The organism is Streptomonospora litoralis (assembly GCF_004323735.1).
Taxonomy (GTDB): Bacteria; Actinomycetota; Actinomycetes; order Streptosporangiales; family Streptosporangiaceae; genus Streptomonospora; species Streptomonospora litoralis.
On sequence record NZ_CP036455.1, the window covers coordinates 4791913 to 4809105 of the forward strand.

Annotated in this window: 13 protein-coding genes; 5 read left to right on the plus strand and 8 right to left on the minus strand. The window is 71.2% G+C overall.

The window, feature by feature from the left end:
* The first annotated feature begins 2 nt into the window (after positions 1 to 2).
* The 3 genes from EKD16_RS20160 (at position 3) to EKD16_RS20170 (ending at position 6175) form a co-directional block, all read left to right on the plus strand.
* Positions 3 to 830, plus strand: a complete 828-nt coding sequence (locus EKD16_RS20160; RefSeq protein WP_242677082.1) for a carbohydrate ABC transporter permease — start codon at positions 3 to 5, stop codon at positions 828 to 830.
* Positions 831 to 977: 147 nt separating this feature from the next.
* Complete coding sequence (locus EKD16_RS20165; RefSeq protein ID WP_131100282.1) at positions 978 to 2957, plus strand: glycoside hydrolase family 31 protein; 1980 nt, start codon at positions 978 to 980, stop codon at positions 2955 to 2957.
* Between the two features lie 239 nt (positions 2958 to 3196).
* Positions 3197 to 6175, plus strand: coding sequence for a glycoside hydrolase family 3 protein (locus tag EKD16_RS20170; protein ID WP_242677083.1), 2979 nt, complete (start codon positions 3197 to 3199; stop codon positions 6173 to 6175).
* Positions 6176 to 6459: 284 nt separating this feature from the next.
* Here the strand turns inward: EKD16_RS20170 and EKD16_RS20175 are convergent, their stop codons facing one another.
* On the minus strand, positions 6460 to 7503 hold the full coding sequence (locus EKD16_RS20175) for an aldo/keto reductase (protein WP_131100285.1): 1044 nt from the start codon (positions 7501 to 7503) through the stop codon (positions 6460 to 6462).
* Between the two features lie 128 nt (positions 7504 to 7631).
* On the opposite strand from EKD16_RS20175, the gene EKD16_RS20180 reads away from it, so the two are divergent.
* A complete protein-coding gene (locus EKD16_RS20180) occupies positions 7632 to 8291 on the plus strand; it encodes a TetR/AcrR family transcriptional regulator (protein WP_131100288.1) in 660 nt (219 codons plus the stop codon).
* 469 nt (positions 8292 to 8760) lie between these two features.
* Here the strand turns inward: EKD16_RS20180 and EKD16_RS20185 are convergent, their stop codons facing one another.
* The gene (locus tag EKD16_RS20185) at positions 8761 to 9177 is read right to left on the minus strand and encodes a hypothetical protein (RefSeq protein WP_131100291.1); all 417 of its coding nucleotides are present in this window, start codon (positions 9175 to 9177) and stop codon (positions 8761 to 8763) included.
* On the minus strand, positions 9164 to 9358 hold the full coding sequence (locus EKD16_RS20190; RefSeq protein WP_131100294.1) for a helix-turn-helix transcriptional regulator: 195 nt from the start codon (positions 9356 to 9358) through the stop codon (positions 9164 to 9166). Before EKD16_RS20190 ends, EKD16_RS20185 begins: the two co-directional genes overlap by 14 nt.
* 256 nt (positions 9359 to 9614) lie before the next feature.
* On the opposite strand from EKD16_RS20190, the gene EKD16_RS20195 reads away from it, so the two are divergent.
* Positions 9615 to 10505: a YsnF/AvaK domain-containing protein gene (locus EKD16_RS20195; protein WP_131100296.1), complete on the plus strand. Its 891-nt coding sequence runs from the start codon at positions 9615 to 9617 to the stop codon at positions 10503 to 10505.
* Between the two features lie 252 nt (positions 10506 to 10757).
* Here the strand turns inward: EKD16_RS20195 and EKD16_RS20200 are convergent, their stop codons facing one another.
* The 5 genes from EKD16_RS20200 to EKD16_RS20220 all read right to left on the minus strand — a co-directional run bounded on the left by EKD16_RS20200 (position 10758) and on the right by EKD16_RS20220 (position 17058).
* Positions 10758 to 12572 carry a phosphoenolpyruvate carboxykinase (GTP) gene (locus tag EKD16_RS20200; RefSeq protein WP_131100299.1) on the minus strand — a complete coding sequence of 605 codons (1815 nt, stop codon included), beginning with the start codon at positions 12570 to 12572 and terminating at the stop codon, positions 10758 to 10760.
* Between the two features lie 545 nt (positions 12573 to 13117).
* Positions 13118 to 13663 (minus strand): hypothetical protein, encoded by a 546-nt coding sequence (locus EKD16_RS20205; RefSeq protein WP_131100302.1) that lies wholly within the window; start codon positions 13661 to 13663, stop codon positions 13118 to 13120.
* A gap of 277 nt (positions 13664 to 13940) precedes the next feature.
* On the minus strand, positions 13941 to 15167 hold the full coding sequence (locus EKD16_RS20210) for an acyl-CoA dehydrogenase family protein (protein ID WP_131100304.1): 1227 nt from the start codon (positions 15165 to 15167) through the stop codon (positions 13941 to 13943).
* 11 nt (positions 15168 to 15178) lie between these two features.
* Positions 15179 to 15982: an SDR family oxidoreductase gene (locus tag EKD16_RS20215; RefSeq protein ID WP_131100307.1), complete on the minus strand. Its 804-nt coding sequence runs from the start codon at positions 15980 to 15982 to the stop codon at positions 15179 to 15181.
* A 92-nt stretch (positions 15983 to 16074) separates the two neighbouring features.
* Positions 16075 to 17058 carry an NADPH:quinone oxidoreductase family protein gene (locus EKD16_RS20220; RefSeq protein ID WP_131100311.1) on the minus strand — a complete coding sequence of 328 codons (984 nt, stop codon included), beginning with the start codon at positions 17056 to 17058 and terminating at the stop codon, positions 16075 to 16077.
* Positions 17059 to 17193: the final 135 nt, after the last annotated feature.

A 17193-nucleotide genomic window follows, 5' to 3' on the forward strand; every position in this document is an offset into this window, starting at 1 on the left:
CCGTGGCCGTGCACCGAAGGGTCCGCACCGCCTTCACGACCGTGGCGGCCCTGGCCATCGTGGGCGTGCTGCTGTTCCCGCTGTACTGGATGGTCAACGCCTCTTTCCAGCCGGCCACCGGCCTGCTGCAGACTCCGCCCCGCTGGTTTCCCGTCGGCGGCACCCTCGACGGCTACCGCCAGGCGCTGCAGAGCCAGGGACTCCCGCTGCTGAACAGCATCGTCATCGCAGCGGGCACGGTCGCGCTGACACTGGCGCTGTCGGTACCGGCGTCCTACGCGCTCAGCCGGTTCCGCATGCGCGGCGCGGGCGCGCTGCTGTTCGCGCTGCTGCTGGTGCAGATGGTGCCGGGCATCGTGATGGCCAACGCGCTGTACGCGGTGATGAACCAGACCGGGCTGCTCAGCACCCACCTGGCGCTGATCCTGGCCGATTCCACCGTGGCCGTGCCGTTCGCAGTGCTGATCCTGCGGGCGTTCATGGTCACCATCCCCACCGAGCTGAGCGAGGCGGCCATGGTCGACGGCGCCGGGCACGCGCGGGTGCTGTGGTCGGTGGTGCTGCCGGTGAGCCGCAACGCCATGATCACCGCGGCGCTCTTCGCGTTCCTGTTCGCCTGGGCGGACTTCCTGTTCGCGGTGACGCTGAACACCGACGACTCGGTCATGCCGGTAACCGTCGGCATCTACCGGTTCATCGGGGCCCATACCGCCGACTGGAACGGCGTCATGGCCACGGGGGTGATCGCCTCGATCCCCGCCGCGATCCTGCTCGTCGTCGCCCAGCGCTACGTCGCCGCCGGAGTCACCGGCGGCGCGCTCAAGGACTGAACCCGACAACCGCAGGCCACCGCGGACCGCCGCCCAGCCCCCCACAGCGGCGGGCCGTTCCCCCGACCACCACAACCGCCCCGCGGCGATCCCCGGGGCGGCCCCTGCCGAGCACAGCCACGCCGGCCGAGTAGGAAAGGACAACGCGTGCTGCACGAGATCGACGGCGGCATCGAATGGCACGGCGGCCACCAGGTCGTGCGCGTCGAACCATGGGGCGCCGACAGCGTCCGGGTGCGCGCCGGGCTGTACCGCCTGCACTCCGACATCCCCGGGGCGCTGTATGAGCGTCCCGGGACCGAGGCCAAGGTCCGCATCGACCACGACTCCGCCCACCTGGTCAACGGCGAGATGACGGCCGAGGTCACCGACGAGGGAATGCTGCGCTTCGTGCGCACGGGAACCGGTGAGGAGCTGCTGGCCGAGCAGCGCGCCCACTTCTGGTGGCCCGGCCCGCGCGCCTACACCTCCACCGGCAACGGCTACTACCGCATCGAGCAGCGGTTCGGCGCCTACGACGGCGAGCGGGTCTTCGGGCTGGGCCAGCACACCCACGGCATGTTCGACCAGAAGGGCGCCGTGGTCGACCTCGTGCAGCGCAACGCCGAGGTGTCCATCCCGTTCCTGTTCTCCTCGCGCGGCTACGGCCTGCTGTGGAACAGCCCGGCGGTGGGCCGCGTGGAGCTGGCCGGCAACGGCACCCGCTGGGTCTCCGACAGCGCCCGCCAGATCGACTACTGGGTCACCACCGGCGCCGACCCGGCCGCGATCATGGCCAACTACGCCGGCGCCACCGGGCACGCGCCGATGCTGCCGGAGTGGGCCTCGGGGTTCTGGCAGTGCAAGCTGCGCTACAAGACCCAGCACGAGCTGATGGAGGTGGCCCGCGAGCACAAGCGGCGCGGTCTGCCGCTGTCGGTCATCGTCGCCGACTTCTTCCACTGGACGCACCTGGGCGAGTGGCGGTTCGACCGCGCGGAGTGGCCCGACCCCGACGGCATGGTGCGCGAGCTGCGGGAGATGGGCACCGAGCTGATGGTGTCGGTGTGGCCCTCCGTCAGCCCGCTGTCGGAGAACTTCGCCGAGATGCTGCGGCGCGGCTTTCTGGTGGCCACCGAGCAGGGCCCGCCGGTGCACGCCGACTGGGCCGACAAGGGGGTCGACGGCAAGGTCCAGGTGTCCTTCTACGACGCCACCAACCCCGATGCCCGCGCCTACCTATGGGACAAGGTGCGCCGCAACTACCACGACCTGGGCATCCGGGTGTGGTGGTTGGACGCCTGCGAGCCGGAGATCAAGCCCGGGCACCAGCACAACCTGCACTACCACGCCGGCCCCGGCGACGAGGTCGCCAACATCTACCCGGCCGAGCACGCGCGCGGCTTCTACGAGGGCATGCTGGCGGCCGGGGACTCCGAGGTCGTCACGCTGTGCCGCTCGGCCTGGGCGGGCAGCCAGCGCTACGGCGCGGCGCTGTGGTCGGGCGACATCGCGGCGACATGGGACTCGCTGCGCACGCAGATCCGCGCGGGCCTGAACGTGGCGATGTCGGGGATTCCGTGGTGGACGACCGACATCGGCGGGTTCCACGGCGGCGACCAGGACTCGCCGGAGTACCGGGAGCTGCTGGTGCGGTGGTTCCAGTACGGCGTGTTCTGCCCGCTGCTGCGGCTGCACGGCTTCCGCGAACCCTTCGTCGACGACCTCCACCCGCAGATGTCGGGCGGGCCCAACGAGGTCTGGTCCTACGGCGAGGAGGTCTACGGGCGCTTGCGCGAACTGCTGTTCCTGCGGGAGCGGCTGCGCCCCTACGTCATGGAGCAGATGCGCGCCGCCCACGAGCGCGGGATGCCGCCGATGCGGCCGCTGTTCGCGGACTTCCCCGGCGACGCGCGCGCCTGGGAGGCCGAGGACGCGTTCATGTTCGGACCCGATGTGCTGGTGGCGCCGGTGACCGAGTACGGAGCACGCGAACGCGACGTCTACCTGCCCGAGGGCGCGCGCTGGCAGAACCCCTACACCGGCGAGGTGCACCCCGGCGGGACGGTGGTGCGGCTGGACGCGCCGCTGGAGCGCGCGCCGGTCCTGCTGCGTGAAGGCGCCTCGGTGCCCGTGGCCGCCGGCTGAGCCGGCCCCCGATCGGCCGCCCCCGCCGGTGGGCGGCCGATCGGGGGCGCGGCCGCCGTCTCGGCCCCTTTTTCCACCCGATCCACCCCCCAGTCGGCCGCTACCGCGGCCGCATCCGCAAAGAAGTGCAGCCCACCAGGAGAAACACGCCGACAACGAATCGAGGTAGCACGGTGAAACCGAGCATCCCCCATCCGCCACCCCCAGCCTCCTCCTCTCCCCCACCCACCTCTCTCGCCGTGCGTGCGGGCGCGGGCCTGCGGTCCGCGCTGCGGCGGTCGGCCGCCGGCCTGCGGCGGGGCACCGTGGTCGCGCTGGCGGCCGCGGTCGCCGCGGGCACGGCCGCCGCCGCACCCGCCTCGGCCGACGACCTGCCCTTCCGCGACCCCGACCTGTCCGTCGACGAGCGCGTCGCCGACCTGCTGGGGCGGCTCACACGCGACGAGAAGATCGCGATGCTGCACCAGTACCAGCCGGCGATCCCGCGGTTGGACATCGGCGCGTTCCGCACCGGAACCGAGGCGCTGCACGGCGTCGCGTGGCTGGGCGAGGCCACCGTGTTCCCGCAGTCGGTCGGCCTGGGCGGCACGTGGAACCCCGACCTGCTGGAGCGCATCGGCGACGCCGTCGGCACCGAAATGCGCGGGTTCCACGCCCAGGACCCCGCGGCCCACGGGCTCAACGTGTGGGCACCGGTGGCCGACCCGCTGCGCGACCCCCGGTGGGGCCGCAACGAGGAGGGCTACTCCGAGGACGCCGGACTGACAGGCACCATGGCCAAGGCGTACACCGACGGACTGAGCGGCGACGACGACTTCTACCTGAAGACCGCGCCGACGCTGAAGCACTTCGCCGGCTACAACATCGAGGCCAAGCGCGATCAGATCTCGGTCACCGTTCCCCCGCGCACGCTGCACGAATACGTCTACCCGGCGTTCCGCCCGGCCATCGAGTCGGGCGACGCGACCGGGGTGATGGCCGCCTACAACCTGATCAACGGGCGTCCGGCGCACGTCTCCCCGCTGCTTGACGAAGTGCGGTCGTGGAGCGAGCGCGAGCCCATGATCGTCAGCGACGCCTACGGGCCGTCCAACGTGGTCAACACCCAGAACTACTACGAGTCCCATCCGCAGTCGCACGCGGCGATGCTCAAGGCTGGCATCGACAGCTTCACCGACCAGGCCACCGACTCCTCGCTGACGATCGACGCGGTGACCTCGGCGCTGGAGCAGGGGCTGATCACCGAGGCCGACATCGACCGGGCGGTGGGGCACAGCCTGTCCATCCGCTTCCGGCTGGGCGAGTTCGACCCGGACTCGCTCAACCCCTACGACGACATCACGCCCGAGGCCATCGACTCCCCCGAGCACCGCAAGCTGGCGCGCGAGGCGGCCGCCGAACAGATGACGCTGCTGAAGAACGACGGCACGCTGCCGTTGGACGCCGGCGAGGACAGCGAAGTCGCGGTCGTCGGCCCGCTCGCCGAAACGCTGTACGAGGACTGGTACAGCGGCACGATGCCCTACGAGGTCACCCCGGCCGAGGGAATCGCCGAGCGCCTGGGCGACGGCGGCTCGGTCGCCACGTCCGAGGGCGCCGACCGCGTCCGGCTGACCACGCCGGACGGCCGGGCGGTGACGGCCTCCGCCGCCGAGGACGGCGGCGTGCTGCGTGTCGCCGAGGGCGGCGACAGCGCGGACCAGGCCGTCAGCGTCTTCGAGTGGGGGCAAGGCGTGGTCACGCTGCGCACCGAGGCCAACGGCAAGGTCGTCGGGCTCGGCGAGGGCAACCGGCTGTACAACGACCAGGAGCAGCCCAACGGCTGGTTCGTCCAGCAGCTGTTCCGCTTCGAGGAGGTCGGCGACGGCCGGGTGGTGCTGAAGTACGACGGCTACGACACCTGGAACCAGAAGTACGTGTCCATCGGCGAGGACGGCGCGCTCACGGTCGACGCCGACACCCCCGAGCAGGCGGCGGAGTTCGAGGTGGAGACGCTGTCCGACGGCACCGAAGCCGCCGCCGAAGCGGCTGCGGGCAAGGACGCGGCCGTGGTCGTCGTGGGCAACATGCCCTTCATCAACGCGCGCGAGACCGATGACCGGGAGGACATCGCGCTGCCGAAGACGCAGCGGGAGCTGATCCAGGCGGTGACCGAGGCGAACCCGAACACCGTCGTCGTGCTGGAGTCGAGTTATCCGCAGGCGGTGCCGTGGGCGCAGAAGAACGTCCCGGCGATGCTGTGGACGTCCCACGCCGGGCAGGAGACCGGCAACGCGCTCGCCTCGGTGCTGTTCGGCGACACCAACCCGGCGGGCCGGCTGCCGCAGACCTGGTACCGCTCGACCGAGGACCTGCCGAAGATGAGCAACTACGACATCATCGACTCGGGCCACACCTACCAGTACTTCGAGGGCGATCCGCTGTACGCGTTCGGGCACGGGCTGTCCTACACGGAGTTCGAGTACGGGCGCCCGCAGCTGGACCGGCGCAAGATCGACGAGGACGGCAGCGTGACCGTGCGGGTTCCGGTGACCAACACCGGCGAACGCGACGGCGACGAGGTGGTGCAGCTCTACACCCACCAGAACCGCTCACGGGTGGAGCAGCCGAACAAGGAGCTGCGCGACTTCGAGCGGGTGCACATCGAGGCCGGTGAGACGGTCACAGTGGAGCTGCAGATCGAGGCGGCGGACCTGGCGTTCTGGGACGTGACCCGGCAGCGGATGGTCGTGGAGCGCGCGAGCCACGACGTGCTGGTCGGTTCCGCCTCCGACGACATCCGGCGCGAGACGCGCCTGCGCGTCCGCGGTGACCGCATCCCGCCCCGGGACCTGTCCGAGGACACCCGGGCGGCCGACTTCGACCGCTACTCCGACGGCGTGGAGATCGTCGACGAGAGCAAGGTGAAGGGCATGTCCGTGGAGGGCTCGGCGGGCGACTGGATCGCCTTCGACGGCTCCGACCTGCGGCACCTGAAGGGCTTCACCGCCCAGACCGCTCGGGAGAAGGAGGGTGAGACCGGTCTGCAGATCCGGCTGGGTTCGCCCGACGGCCGCCTGCTGGGCACGGCGGAGGTCCCGAGCACGGACGGCAAGTACGAGTACGAGGAGATCGAGACGGATCTGCGCCGCACCGGCGGCAAGCACCGGGACGTGTACCTGGTGTTCGACGGTGACCTGCGGATCAGCGACTTCTCGCTGACCAAGCGCCACCGGTAGGCCCGCACGGCACTCGCCCGGGGCCGGGCTCCCCTACCGCAAGGGAGGGGAGCCCGGTTGTCTGCTCGCCTACCGACCTGGTCGACTCGCGCGTGCGGTCTCCGGCCCCGCCCGCCCGAGCCCCGCCGAGTCTTACTTCAAGGACACTTTCGGCGTCGAGACTGTCCCTGGAGCCGGGCTCGGCGCGCCGCCCGGCGGCCACCGATGACCCTGGCATATGTAATCCGCGCGCTACTCGGCGCCGGCGGCCGTAACCACCGGCGCCGAGTGGCGAGGCATCCGCGTCAGGCAGCGGCGCGTTCCGCCGAAGGGCGGCGGTACCGGGACGTGTGCCGGATGGCCGGAGGCATGTACTCCATGTCGAGCTTGCTGACATCGGTCCCGGGCGGGACGATCTCGTCGATCCGGTCGAGCATCTTGTCGTCGAGGGTGACCTCGGCGCCGGCGAGCAGGTCGTCGAGGTGGCCCATCGTGCGCGGCCCGGCAATCGCCGAGGTCACACCCGGGTGGGCGATCGCGAAAGCCATCGCCAGGTGCGTCAGCGGCATCCCGGCCTCTTCGGCGACGGGGAGGAGGGCCTCGACTGCGTCGAGGCGGCGCTCGTCGCGCAGGTGGTTGAACCCGTACTGGGACCGGTGGGTGTCCGCCGTCTCGCCCTTGCGGTAGCGGCCGGTGAGCATGCCGCCGGCCAGCGGACTCCAGACGAGCGTGCCCATCCCGCAGCGCTGGGCGATAGGCAGCACCTCGCGTTCGATCCCCCGGTTGAGGATCGAGTACGGCGGCTGCTCGGTCCGGAAGCGCTGCAGACCGCGCCGTTCGGCGACCCACTGCGCCTCGACCATCTCTGAGGGAGGCAGGGACGAGGTGCCGAACGCCCGGATCTTGCCCGCGCGTACCAGGTCGGTGAGAGCGGAGAGGGTCTCCTCGATGTCGGTCTCCGGATCGGGCCGGTGAATCTGGAACAGGTCGACGTGGTCGGTCTGCAGCCGGCGCAGCGAGTCGTCGAGGGCGCGCACCAGCCAGCGCGGCGAGGCGCCCTGCCGGTTGGGGTCGCTCCCGCCGTCGCGCGCTCCCATGGGCAGGCCCGCCTTGGTGGCGAGCACGACGCTGTCGCGGCGGCCCTTGACGGCCTTACCGACGATCTCCTCCGACTCCCCCTGCGAGTACGCATCGGCGGTATCGATGAAGTTGATCCCGGCGTCCAGGGCCTTGTGGATAATCCGGGTCGAGTCGTCGTGGTCCGGGTTGCCGATGGCCCCGAACATCATGGCGCCCAGGGCGTAAGGGCTGACCTTGATTCCGGTGCGGCCCAGCGTGCGGTACTGCATGGCCGTGCCTCCAGTGGTGGTGAGCGTATGGGCGGTTCCGCCGGAGTGACGTACGATGAAACCAAGCGGAACAACGCTCCGCTAAATATACGGAACAATGTTCCGCTTAGCAAGTTCGAGGGAGCGGCATGGGCGAACACCACAACGGGCGCAGCGGCACCGCCGAGATATCGGCGGCGCAGGCGCCGGGCGGCGGGCGCCGGGTGCGGGCCGACGCACAGCGCAACATCGACGCGGTACGCGAGGCGGCCAAGGCGGTCTTCGCCGAATCGGGTGTGGACGCGCCGGTGCGGGAGATCGCCGCGCGGGCCGGGGTCGGTGTCGGCACCCTCTACCGGCACTTCCCGCAGCGCTCGGACCTGGTGGTGGCCGTCTTCCGGCACGAGGTGGACGCCTGCGCCGCGGCCGCGCCCGAGTTGGCGGCCGCGCACCCGCCCGGCGAGGCGCTGGCGCGCTGGCTGCGCCGCTTCACCGAATTCGTGGCGACCAAGCGGGGCCTGGCCGCGGCCCTGCATTCCGGGGATCCCGCCTTCGACGCCCTTCCCGCTCACTTCGAGGCGCACCTGCGCCCCGCCCTCGGCTCACTACTGGAGTCCGCATCGGCCGCCGGGGAGGTCCGCGGCGACGTCGACCCGATGGAACTGCTGCACGCGGTGAGCAACCTGTGCATGGCCACCGGCGGCGACGGCTCGGACCGGTCCCTGCGCATGGTCGACCTGCTCATCGACGGCCTGCACCACGGCGCCGCAGCCACAGCCGGCACAGCGGGGACCGATCCGCGACGCTGAGCCGTGTTCGAAAACGCCGGTCTGCTGTGCGGCCGTGTTGGTCTGCCGGGTTGATGGGTGGTCTAAAGCGGCGCCGAGGACGGCGGAGGAACAGGCCCGCGCCAGACGGACCGGGTGCTCGCCGGTGGAGCACCCGGCGGGGCGGAGACGAGGCTCGATGCGGGGCAGGCGGCGACAGCCATGCGACCGGGTCGGGGCCACGAGACGCACGTAGGTGCGGCGGCAGCGGCCCGACCAACCGGCGCCAATATGCCCGGTATGCCGGTTCATACGGCGCTGATCTCACTCCTGTGGTCATAGGAAAACACATTCCTTGGCTACGAGTACAAGATCGTCGGGCCAAGCCGCGCCGAGTCTGTCTGCAGGGACGGATTCGGCGCCGAATCCGTCCCGCAGCGTCACATTCGGCGCCGAGCATGACTCCGAGGACACCCTCGGCGCGCCTGGAGACGGACTCGCCGAGTGGGACCTACCGACGTTTGGCGAAGTATCGGATCGCCAGGGGGTACGCCACCATCAGCATCAGGAACTGCGTGGTCACGAAGAACTGCGCGTCCATCCCGAACAGCAGCGTCGAGTAAACGCCGATCAGACTGAACACCAGGGCGATCCCGCCCATGATGGCGAAGGCCGCCATGGAGATCGAGCGGTCCCGCTCATCCAGAAAGCTCCCCGATTCCGCGCGCTGGCTGTCAGTGGCCTCCTCCGGGCGCAGATGCACCCGGAGAACGCCCCAGAGTCCGAGGCAGACCACCGCCGTGACGATCGTCGTCATGACCCAGTTGGAGTGGCCGGCGTAGACCACGAGAGCGAAGGCGGGGACCGCTGCGACGGCGACGGCGACCACCAGCCACATGCGCTTCGCCCGGGTCTTAATCGTCGACATGGAAGACCTCCTCGACTGACAGTTCGAAATGGCGGGCGATCCGGACCGCGAGCGAGAGTGAGGGATCGTAGCGGCCGGTCTCGATCGCGTTGACCGTCTGCCGTGAGACACCGAGGATCTCCGCCAGCGCCCCCTGTGACAGCCCGGCCCCGGCCCGCAGATCCCTGACGTCACTTCGCATATGACAAGCGTGCTTTACACCACGATGGATTGTCAAGCTGACTTGTCACCTCAGCACGGCTTCCGGAATGGCGCGCCCTCTCGACCCAGCGGCCGGAGGCTGCCGCCTGAGGCTTCAACGGCACGTCCAAAGTGCGCAAACACTTCCGCAATGCCCGAGTCGTAGCTGGTCAGGCGGATAGGGGTCGGTTGCCGATGCAGACACGCTGGACCGAGCGTGCCGTCGGCGACGCAGCGATTCGGGGGGTGATTCCGCCATGACGACGCAAATGGGAGCGAGTGGTCTGGTCGGCCACCGCATGCTGGACAGCGACGGCAGCAACGTCGGAAAGATCGGTCAGGTCTACTACGACGACGAAACCGACGTACCGAAGTGGGTGACGGTACGCACCGGACTCTTCGGCAGCCACGAGAGCTTCGTGCCGCTGCAGGGATCCCGCACCGTGGAACAGGGCGTGCAGGTTCCCCATGACAAGCAGACGATCAAGGACGCGCCGCATTTCGACGTTGGCCAGCACATCTCCGTCGAGGAGGAGCGGAGCATCTACCAGCACTACGACATGCCCTATCCGGGGGTCCCGGGGCCGCGCGGCAGCCAGGAGGACCTGCGGGAGGCCGAGGAGGGCGGCAGTGGCCGCCATGCGGCCGCCGGCGCAGGTGCGATGAGCGCCCAACCGGACACGGCGACGCCGACCGGAACAGGCACGACCGCCGAATCGGGTACGGCCGCCGAGACGGGCGCGACCGCCGCCGGCGCCGGCGGCGAGGAAGCCTCGATGACACGCTCCGAGGAGCAGGTGCACGTCGGTGCCGAGCGCGACGAGGGCGAACACCTCCACCTGCGCAAGCACGTCGACACCGAGGAGTTCCAGGAGACGGTGCCCGTGACGCACGAGGAGGTCACCGTCGAACGCGAGCCCGTGGAGTCCGCGGAGATGGGCGACACGCGGATGGAGCCCGAGGACCAGGAGATCACGCTGCACGAGGAGCACGCCACGGTCTCCAAGGAGTCGGTTCCCGTGGAGCGGGTGCGCGTCCGCAAGCACGAGGTCACCGAGGACCAGGCGGTGCACGGCGAGCGGCGCAAGGAACGCGTCGAGCTGGAGGAGGACGAGGAGCCGCCGAGCTCCGAGCCCGGCTCCGAATAGCGGGACGCGGTGAATCGGACGACCGGCCGCCGTCCGCGCCCTTGTGCGCGGACGGCGGCCGCGGCGTCCGGGCCCGATCGACCGAGGCGGCCGAGGCGGCTCCCGCTGTCTTCCGAGAGGTCCCACCCCTGGTGTGCGGCTGTGCGCCTACGGGGCCTCCCGGCGACAGACGGCTGCGGCTGACGACGGCCGTCCACCGGAGACCGCACCGGCGGCCCGGACGGGCCGCCGGGTGCGGTAATGCGGGCCGTGTCAGCGCAGCCGGTTCAGCAGTCCGTTGTACTCGTCCCACAGCTCGTCGGGCAGCTGGTCGCCGAAGGTCTTGAAGAACTCCGGGATCAGCGACGCCTCTTCGCGCCAGGTCTGCGGATCGACCGACAGCAGGAACTCCAGGTCCTCGCGCGAGATGTCCAGGTCGTCGGTGTCCAGCGACTCCGGCGTAGGCACGTTGCCGATGGGCGTGCGCCGGGCGTCCGCCTCGCCGTTGAGGCGCTGCACGATCCACTTGAGGACGCGGCTGTTCTCGCCGAAGCCCGGCCAGACGATGCGGCCCTCGTCGTCCTTGCGGAACCAGTTGACGTAGAAGATGCGCGGCAGCTTCTCCGGGTCGGTGGCGCGGCCCACCTCCAGCCAGTGGCCGAAGTAGTCGCCCATGTTGTAGCCGCAGAACGGAAGCATGGCGAAGGGGTCGCGGCGCAGCTCGCCGACCGTGCCCTCGGCCGCCGCCGTCTTCTCCGAGGCGACGTTGGCGCCCAGGAACACGCCGTGCTGCCAGTCGAAGGACTCGTCGACCAGCGGCACGGCCGTCGCGCGGCGGCCGCCGAACAGGATGGCAGAGATCGGCACCCCGGCCGGGTCCTCCCATTCGGGGGCGATGGTGGGCGCCTGGTCGGCCGGCGTGGTGAAGCGCGCGTTGGGGTGGGCGGCGGGCTCGTCCGAGTCCGGCGTCCAGTCGCGGCCCTTCCAGTCGACGAGGTGGGCCGGGGGCTCCTCGGTGAGGCCCTCCCACCACACGTCGCCGTCGTCGGTGAGCGCGACGTTGGTGAAGATGCTGTTGCCCCACAGTGCGCGGACGGCGTTGAGGTTGGTCTTCTCGCCGGTGCCCGGGGCGACGCCGAAGAACCCGGCCTCGGGGTTGATGGCGCGCAGGCGGCCTTCGTCGTCGTGGCGCATCCAGGCGATGTCGTCGCCGATCGTCTCGACCTTCCAGCCGGGGATCGTCGGCGCCAGCATCGCGAGGTTGGTCTTGCCGCACGCGCTGGGGAAGGCCGCGGCGATGTAGCGCGGCTCGCCCCGGGGCGGGGTCACCTTGAGCACCAGCATGTGCTCGGCGAGCCAGCCCTCGTCGCGCGCCATCACCGAGGCGATGCGCAGCGCGTAGCACTTCTTTCCCAGCAGCGCGTTGCCGCCGTAGCCGGAGCCGAACGACCAGATCTCGCGCGTCTCCGGGAAGTGCGAGATGTACTTGGTGCTGTTGCACGGCCAGGGCACGTCGGCCTGGCCCGGCTCCAGCGGCGCGCCGACCGAGTGCACGGCCTTGACGAACGACCCGCGCTGCTCGATCAGCCGCAGAGCGGGCTCGCCCATGCGGGCCATGATGCGCATCGAGACCACGACGTAGGGCGAGTCGGTGATCTCCACACCCAGCTGGGAGATGTTGCCGCCCAGCGGTCCCATGCAGAAGGGGACGACGTACATGGTGCGGCCGCGCATGCAGCCGTCGAAGATGTCGGCGAAGGTCGCCCGCATCTCGGCGGGGTCGACCCAGTTGTTGGTGGGTCCGGCGTCCTGCTCGCGCTCGGAGCAGATGAACGTCCGGTCCTCGACCCGCGCGACGTCGCTCGGATCCGACCGGCAGTAGAAGCTGTTCGGCCGCAGTTCGGGGTTGAGGCGGACGAACGTGCCCTGCTCGACCAATAGACCGGTGAGGCGCTCCCACTCGGCGTCCGAGCCGTCGCACCACACGACCTGGTCGGGCCGGGCCAGGCCCGCGACCTCGCGAACCCATTCGATCAGTTCCTTGTGGTCCGTGGGGGCCACATCCGGGCCAGTCACTTGTTGCGACACAGCGGCTCCTTCGTCAGCGTCAAGTCCGCATCATCGTCGACACCTCGCCGATCAGGCCAGTTGGCCTAGACAGCTGGTTTAGACCAATGGTTTATTCCCGCACACAGGCCCCGCCCCACCTGGAATCACACCACGGCGGACGACGGCCGCGGCGTGTCGCCCGCACGCCGGGCGCGCCGCCGCCGAGGCGCGGCAGCGGGCTCGGCGGCACGCGGGCGCGGACGCGGGATGGAGAACTGCGCGCGCTCCGCGGCCGCACGCTCACTCACTCGGCGCCGCGGCGTTCGTCCTGATGAGAAGCCCGGACTACTATCGCGCCCCGCAGGCGGAGACCGTCGGCCGCCGATATCGGAAAGCGCTTGCCGATGCACGGGCCCGCGGCGGCCCGCGGCGTCGCCTCCGCACCCGCGCGGCCACGCCCATGATTCGCGTCACACCACTGGAGTACCGTGCGGCCCTGGCGCTCTGCCCCGCACCGAGTCTTGCTTCAGGGACACTTTCGGCGTCGAGTCTGTCCCTGGCGCCAGGCTCGGCGCGGCGTCGGACTAGTAATACCCCTTCGGGCCGCCGGTACCCGTCTGCCGGCCGTGGGGCAGGGCGTCGGCGCGGGTCCCCGTCGGCTTCATGGCGAACCAGGTCCCGTTGGCCCCCTGGCCGTTGACGTCACCGGGGTCGACGTCGCCGGAGAAGCGGTACAGCGGCCAGCCGGCCAGCGTGAGCTGCGTCGCGCCGTCGGCACGCTCCAGCCGGCCGACGAGGCTGTGGTCGATCTCCTCTGTGGACGCCCGGCCCCGCACCAGAGCCGGGGGCCACTGCTCGGCGCAGTCGCCGGTGCACATCGACAGCGAGGGCTCGGCGCTGTCGCCGGTGTAGGAGTAGAGGGTGTAGCCGTCGTCGTCGGTGACCACCGTCCCCGCCGCCGTGTCCTCGGCGACGCTGAGCGTGGCCGAGGCGGTCTCGGACGCGTCCGCGCCGGGCAGCTCGGCGGTGCCGTCGATGCCGCCGGGGAGTTCGGCGCCGCATCCGGAGACCGCCAGCAGTGCGGCGGCACCGCCGAGCAGACACAGCCGCGTCGCAGTGGGAGCACTCACGGTCGCAACCCCTTCCGTCGTCCCGCCCGGTCCGTACGCACCGCGGGGCGCCCTCCCCCTTTCGCGGCGGACACACCCCGACACCGAACGTATCCGCGCAAGCGCTCTCCGGAGGCGACTTCACGAAAGTATTCACCGGAATTGGCGGGGATTTGGGCGGCCGCGCCAGCCCCCGATCCCGTCTGCACCGGGGGTTGGGCGGGCGTTGACGGGGTGCGGCGCGGGCCGTGGCGGCGGCGTGTCGAAAGCAGCGGCACCCTGTTCCGGTCGTGCTGGATCAGGACTTTCGGTCTGCCAAGTAGGGGCGCAGCTCGCGTCGGGCGATGGAGCGCAGGTGCACCTCGTCGGGCCCGTCGGCCAGCCGCAGCGTCCGGTTCGCCGCCCACAGGTGCGCAAGCGGGAAGTCGTCGGAGACGCCGGCGCCGCCGTGCACCTGGATCGCGTCGTCGAGCACCTGCTGAACCATCTGCGGAACCTCGGCCTTGATCGCCGAGATCTCCGTGCGCGCGCCCTTGTTGCCGACGGTATCCATCAGCCAGGCGGTCTTCAGTACGAGCAGCCGCGCCTGCTCGATGCGCACCCGGGCCCGCGCGATCGACTCGCGCACCACGCCCTGCTCGGCCAGCGGCTTGCCGAACGCGACGCGCTCGGCGGCGCGGGCGCACATCAGTTCCAGGGCGCGCTCGGCCACCCCGATGGCGCGCATGCAGTGGTGGATGCGGCCGGGTCCGAGCCGTTCCTGGGCGATGCGGAAGCCCTCGCCTTCGCCCAGCAGGATGTTGTCCCGGGGCACCCGGACGTCGGTGAACGTGACCTCGGCGTGCCCGCCCTTGGTGCCGTCGGTGTAGCCGAAGACCGGCAGTCCGCGGCCGACCTCGACTCCCTGGGTGTCCGTGGGCACCAGGACCATGCTCTGCCGGCGGTAGGGCTCGGCTCCGGGGTCGGTCACGCCCATGACGATGAGCAGTGCGCAGGCGGGACTCAGGGCGCCCGAGGTCCACCACTTGCGCCCGTTGAGCACGTAGTCGCCGCCGTCGGCGGTGATGCTCAGCCCGATGTTGGAGGCGTCGGAGGAGGCCACGTCGGGTTCGGTCATGCAGAAGCCCGACCGGATCTCGGCTTGGAGCAGCGGCTCCAGCCACCGCTTGCGCTGCTCCTCGGTGCCGAACATGGCCAGGATCTCCATGTTCCCGGTGTCGGGGGCGGCGCAGTTGAGGGCGCTCGGCGCGAGGCCGGGCGAACGGCCGGTCATCTCGGCCAGCGGCGCGTACTGCAGGTTGGTCAGCCCGGCACCGTAAGCGGAGTCGGGCAGGAAGAGGTTCCACAGGCCGCGCTCGCGCGCCTCGGCCTGCAGCTCCCCGATCACCGGCGGCTGCGACCAGGGGTCGCTGCGCCGGGCCGCCTGCTCGGTGTAGACGGGCTCGGCCGGGATGATGCGCTCGTCCATGAACGCCCGCAGGCGCTCCAGGTAGTCCCGCGTGGTGTCGTCGTAGCCGAAGTCCATGATCGCCCCTTTCAGTTGCCCGCGGCGGCGCCGGGGCGGATCTTGGCCCAGGCGCGGCGCATGCCCTCGATCCACCGGTCGCGGTCCGCGGCGCGGCGCTGCTCGAAGTCGGCCGCCTCGGGGTGCGGCAGAACCAGGAACCGGCCGGCGTGCAACGCCGCGACGACGGACTCGGCGACGTCGCCCGGCTCGATGTAGTCGCCGCCCAGCCGGGTGGCCGACGTGCCGCCGTCGCCCGCGGTCATGTCGGTGTTGACGCCCTGCGGGCACAGGCACGCCACCGAGATGCCGTCGTCGGCGTGCCGGATGGCCAGCCATTCGGCCAGCGCGACCGCGCCGTGCTTGGTGGCGGTGTAGGGCGCCGAGTCCAGCTGAGTGAGCAGGCCCGCCGCCGAGGCGGTGACGAGGAAGTGGCCGCGGCCGCGCTCGGCCATGCGCGGGAAGAGCGCCCTTGCGGCGTAGACGTGGGCCATGACGTGCACCCGCCACGAGACGTCCCAGTCGGAGTCCTCCCCGAGACCGCGTCCCGCAGCTATCCCGGCGTTGGAGCACCACAGGTCCACCGGCCCGTAGTCCTGCTCGATGCGGCCGACGGCGTCGGCGACGGCTGCCTCGTCGGAGACGTCGAAGGCCATGGCGCGGGCACGCTCGCCCAGCCGCTCGGCCGCCGCGGCGGCGCGCTCGGCGTCGAGGTCGGTGATCACCACGCGCGCCGCGCCCTCGCGCAGCAGCCGCTGGGCCAGAGCCCAGCCGATGCCGCCTGCGGCGCCGGTGACGACGGCGGTCGTCCCCGGAATGGAGAAGGGTTCGGCCATTGGGGGCTCCTTTTGCGGACGTGGGAGGGGGTGGGGCGGGCGCAACCGGCGCCGGGCGGGGACCGGATGACCGGCTGAGGGGCCGGACGGGCTCAGGGGGTGAACACGAGCCGGCCGACCGTGTCGCCGTCGGCGAGCCGCTGCACCCCGGCGGCCAGCTCGGCGGGCCCGATCCGCTCGCTGACCAGCGGCTTGACCAGCCCCCGGTCGGCGAGCTCGGTGAGGCGGTCGTGGGCCTCGGGGATCGTCTCGGGCGCACGCTGGCGGTAGAGCCCCCAGTGCAGGCCGAGAATGGAGTAGTTCTTGATCAGCGCGTGGTTCAGGCCGGGAGTGGGGATCGACCCGCTCGCGAAGCCGATGACCACGATCCGGCCCTCGAAGGCGATGCACTTGGTGGAGCGCTCGTAGGCGTCACCGCCGACCGGGTCGAAGACGACGTCGGCACCGCGGCCGCCGGTGTACTCCTTGACCACCGCGACGAAGTCCTCGCTGCGGCGGTCCACGACCACGTCGGCGCCGAGGGCGGTGGCGGTCTCGGCCTTGCGGGGCCCGCCGACGACACCCACGACGCGGGCGCCGGCGGCCTTGGCGAGCTGCACCGCGGCGCTGCCGACCCCGCCCGCGGCGGCGTGCACCAGGACCGTCTCGCCTTCGCGCAGGTGTGCGCGCCGGTGCAGGGCGAACCAGCCGGTCTGGTAGCCGATGAACAGCGAGGCGGCCTCGTCGTCGGTAAGCGAGGCGGGCGCCGGGTAGACGGTGTCCGCGCTCATCAGCGCGTAGTCGGCGAAGGCACCGGTGGGCAGGTCGGCGCTGCCGATCACCCGGGTGCCGGGCTCGACGCCGGAGACGCCCTCGCCCAGCTCGGCGACCTCGCCGCACAGCTCGACGCCCGGGGTGAAGGGCAGCGGCGGCTTCGCCTGATACATGCCGCGGCACAGCAGGGCGTCGGGGAAGTTGACCGCGGCGGCGCGGACCCGTACCAGCACCTGCCCGGGGCCGGGGGCGGGAGTCTCCACGTCTTCCAGCCGCAGAACCTCTCCGGGTTCCCCGTTCTCGTGCACGCGCAACGCTCTCACTGGCCGCCTCCGCAGACTCGACTCCCGAACCCGGATACCAACTGGTCGGTTCGACGAGTCAACCGCGATCCGCGCCCGCCCGTCAAGTGTTGGGTCCCCGAGGCGTGACGCAGGCGCACGGTACCGGTGCGCGGC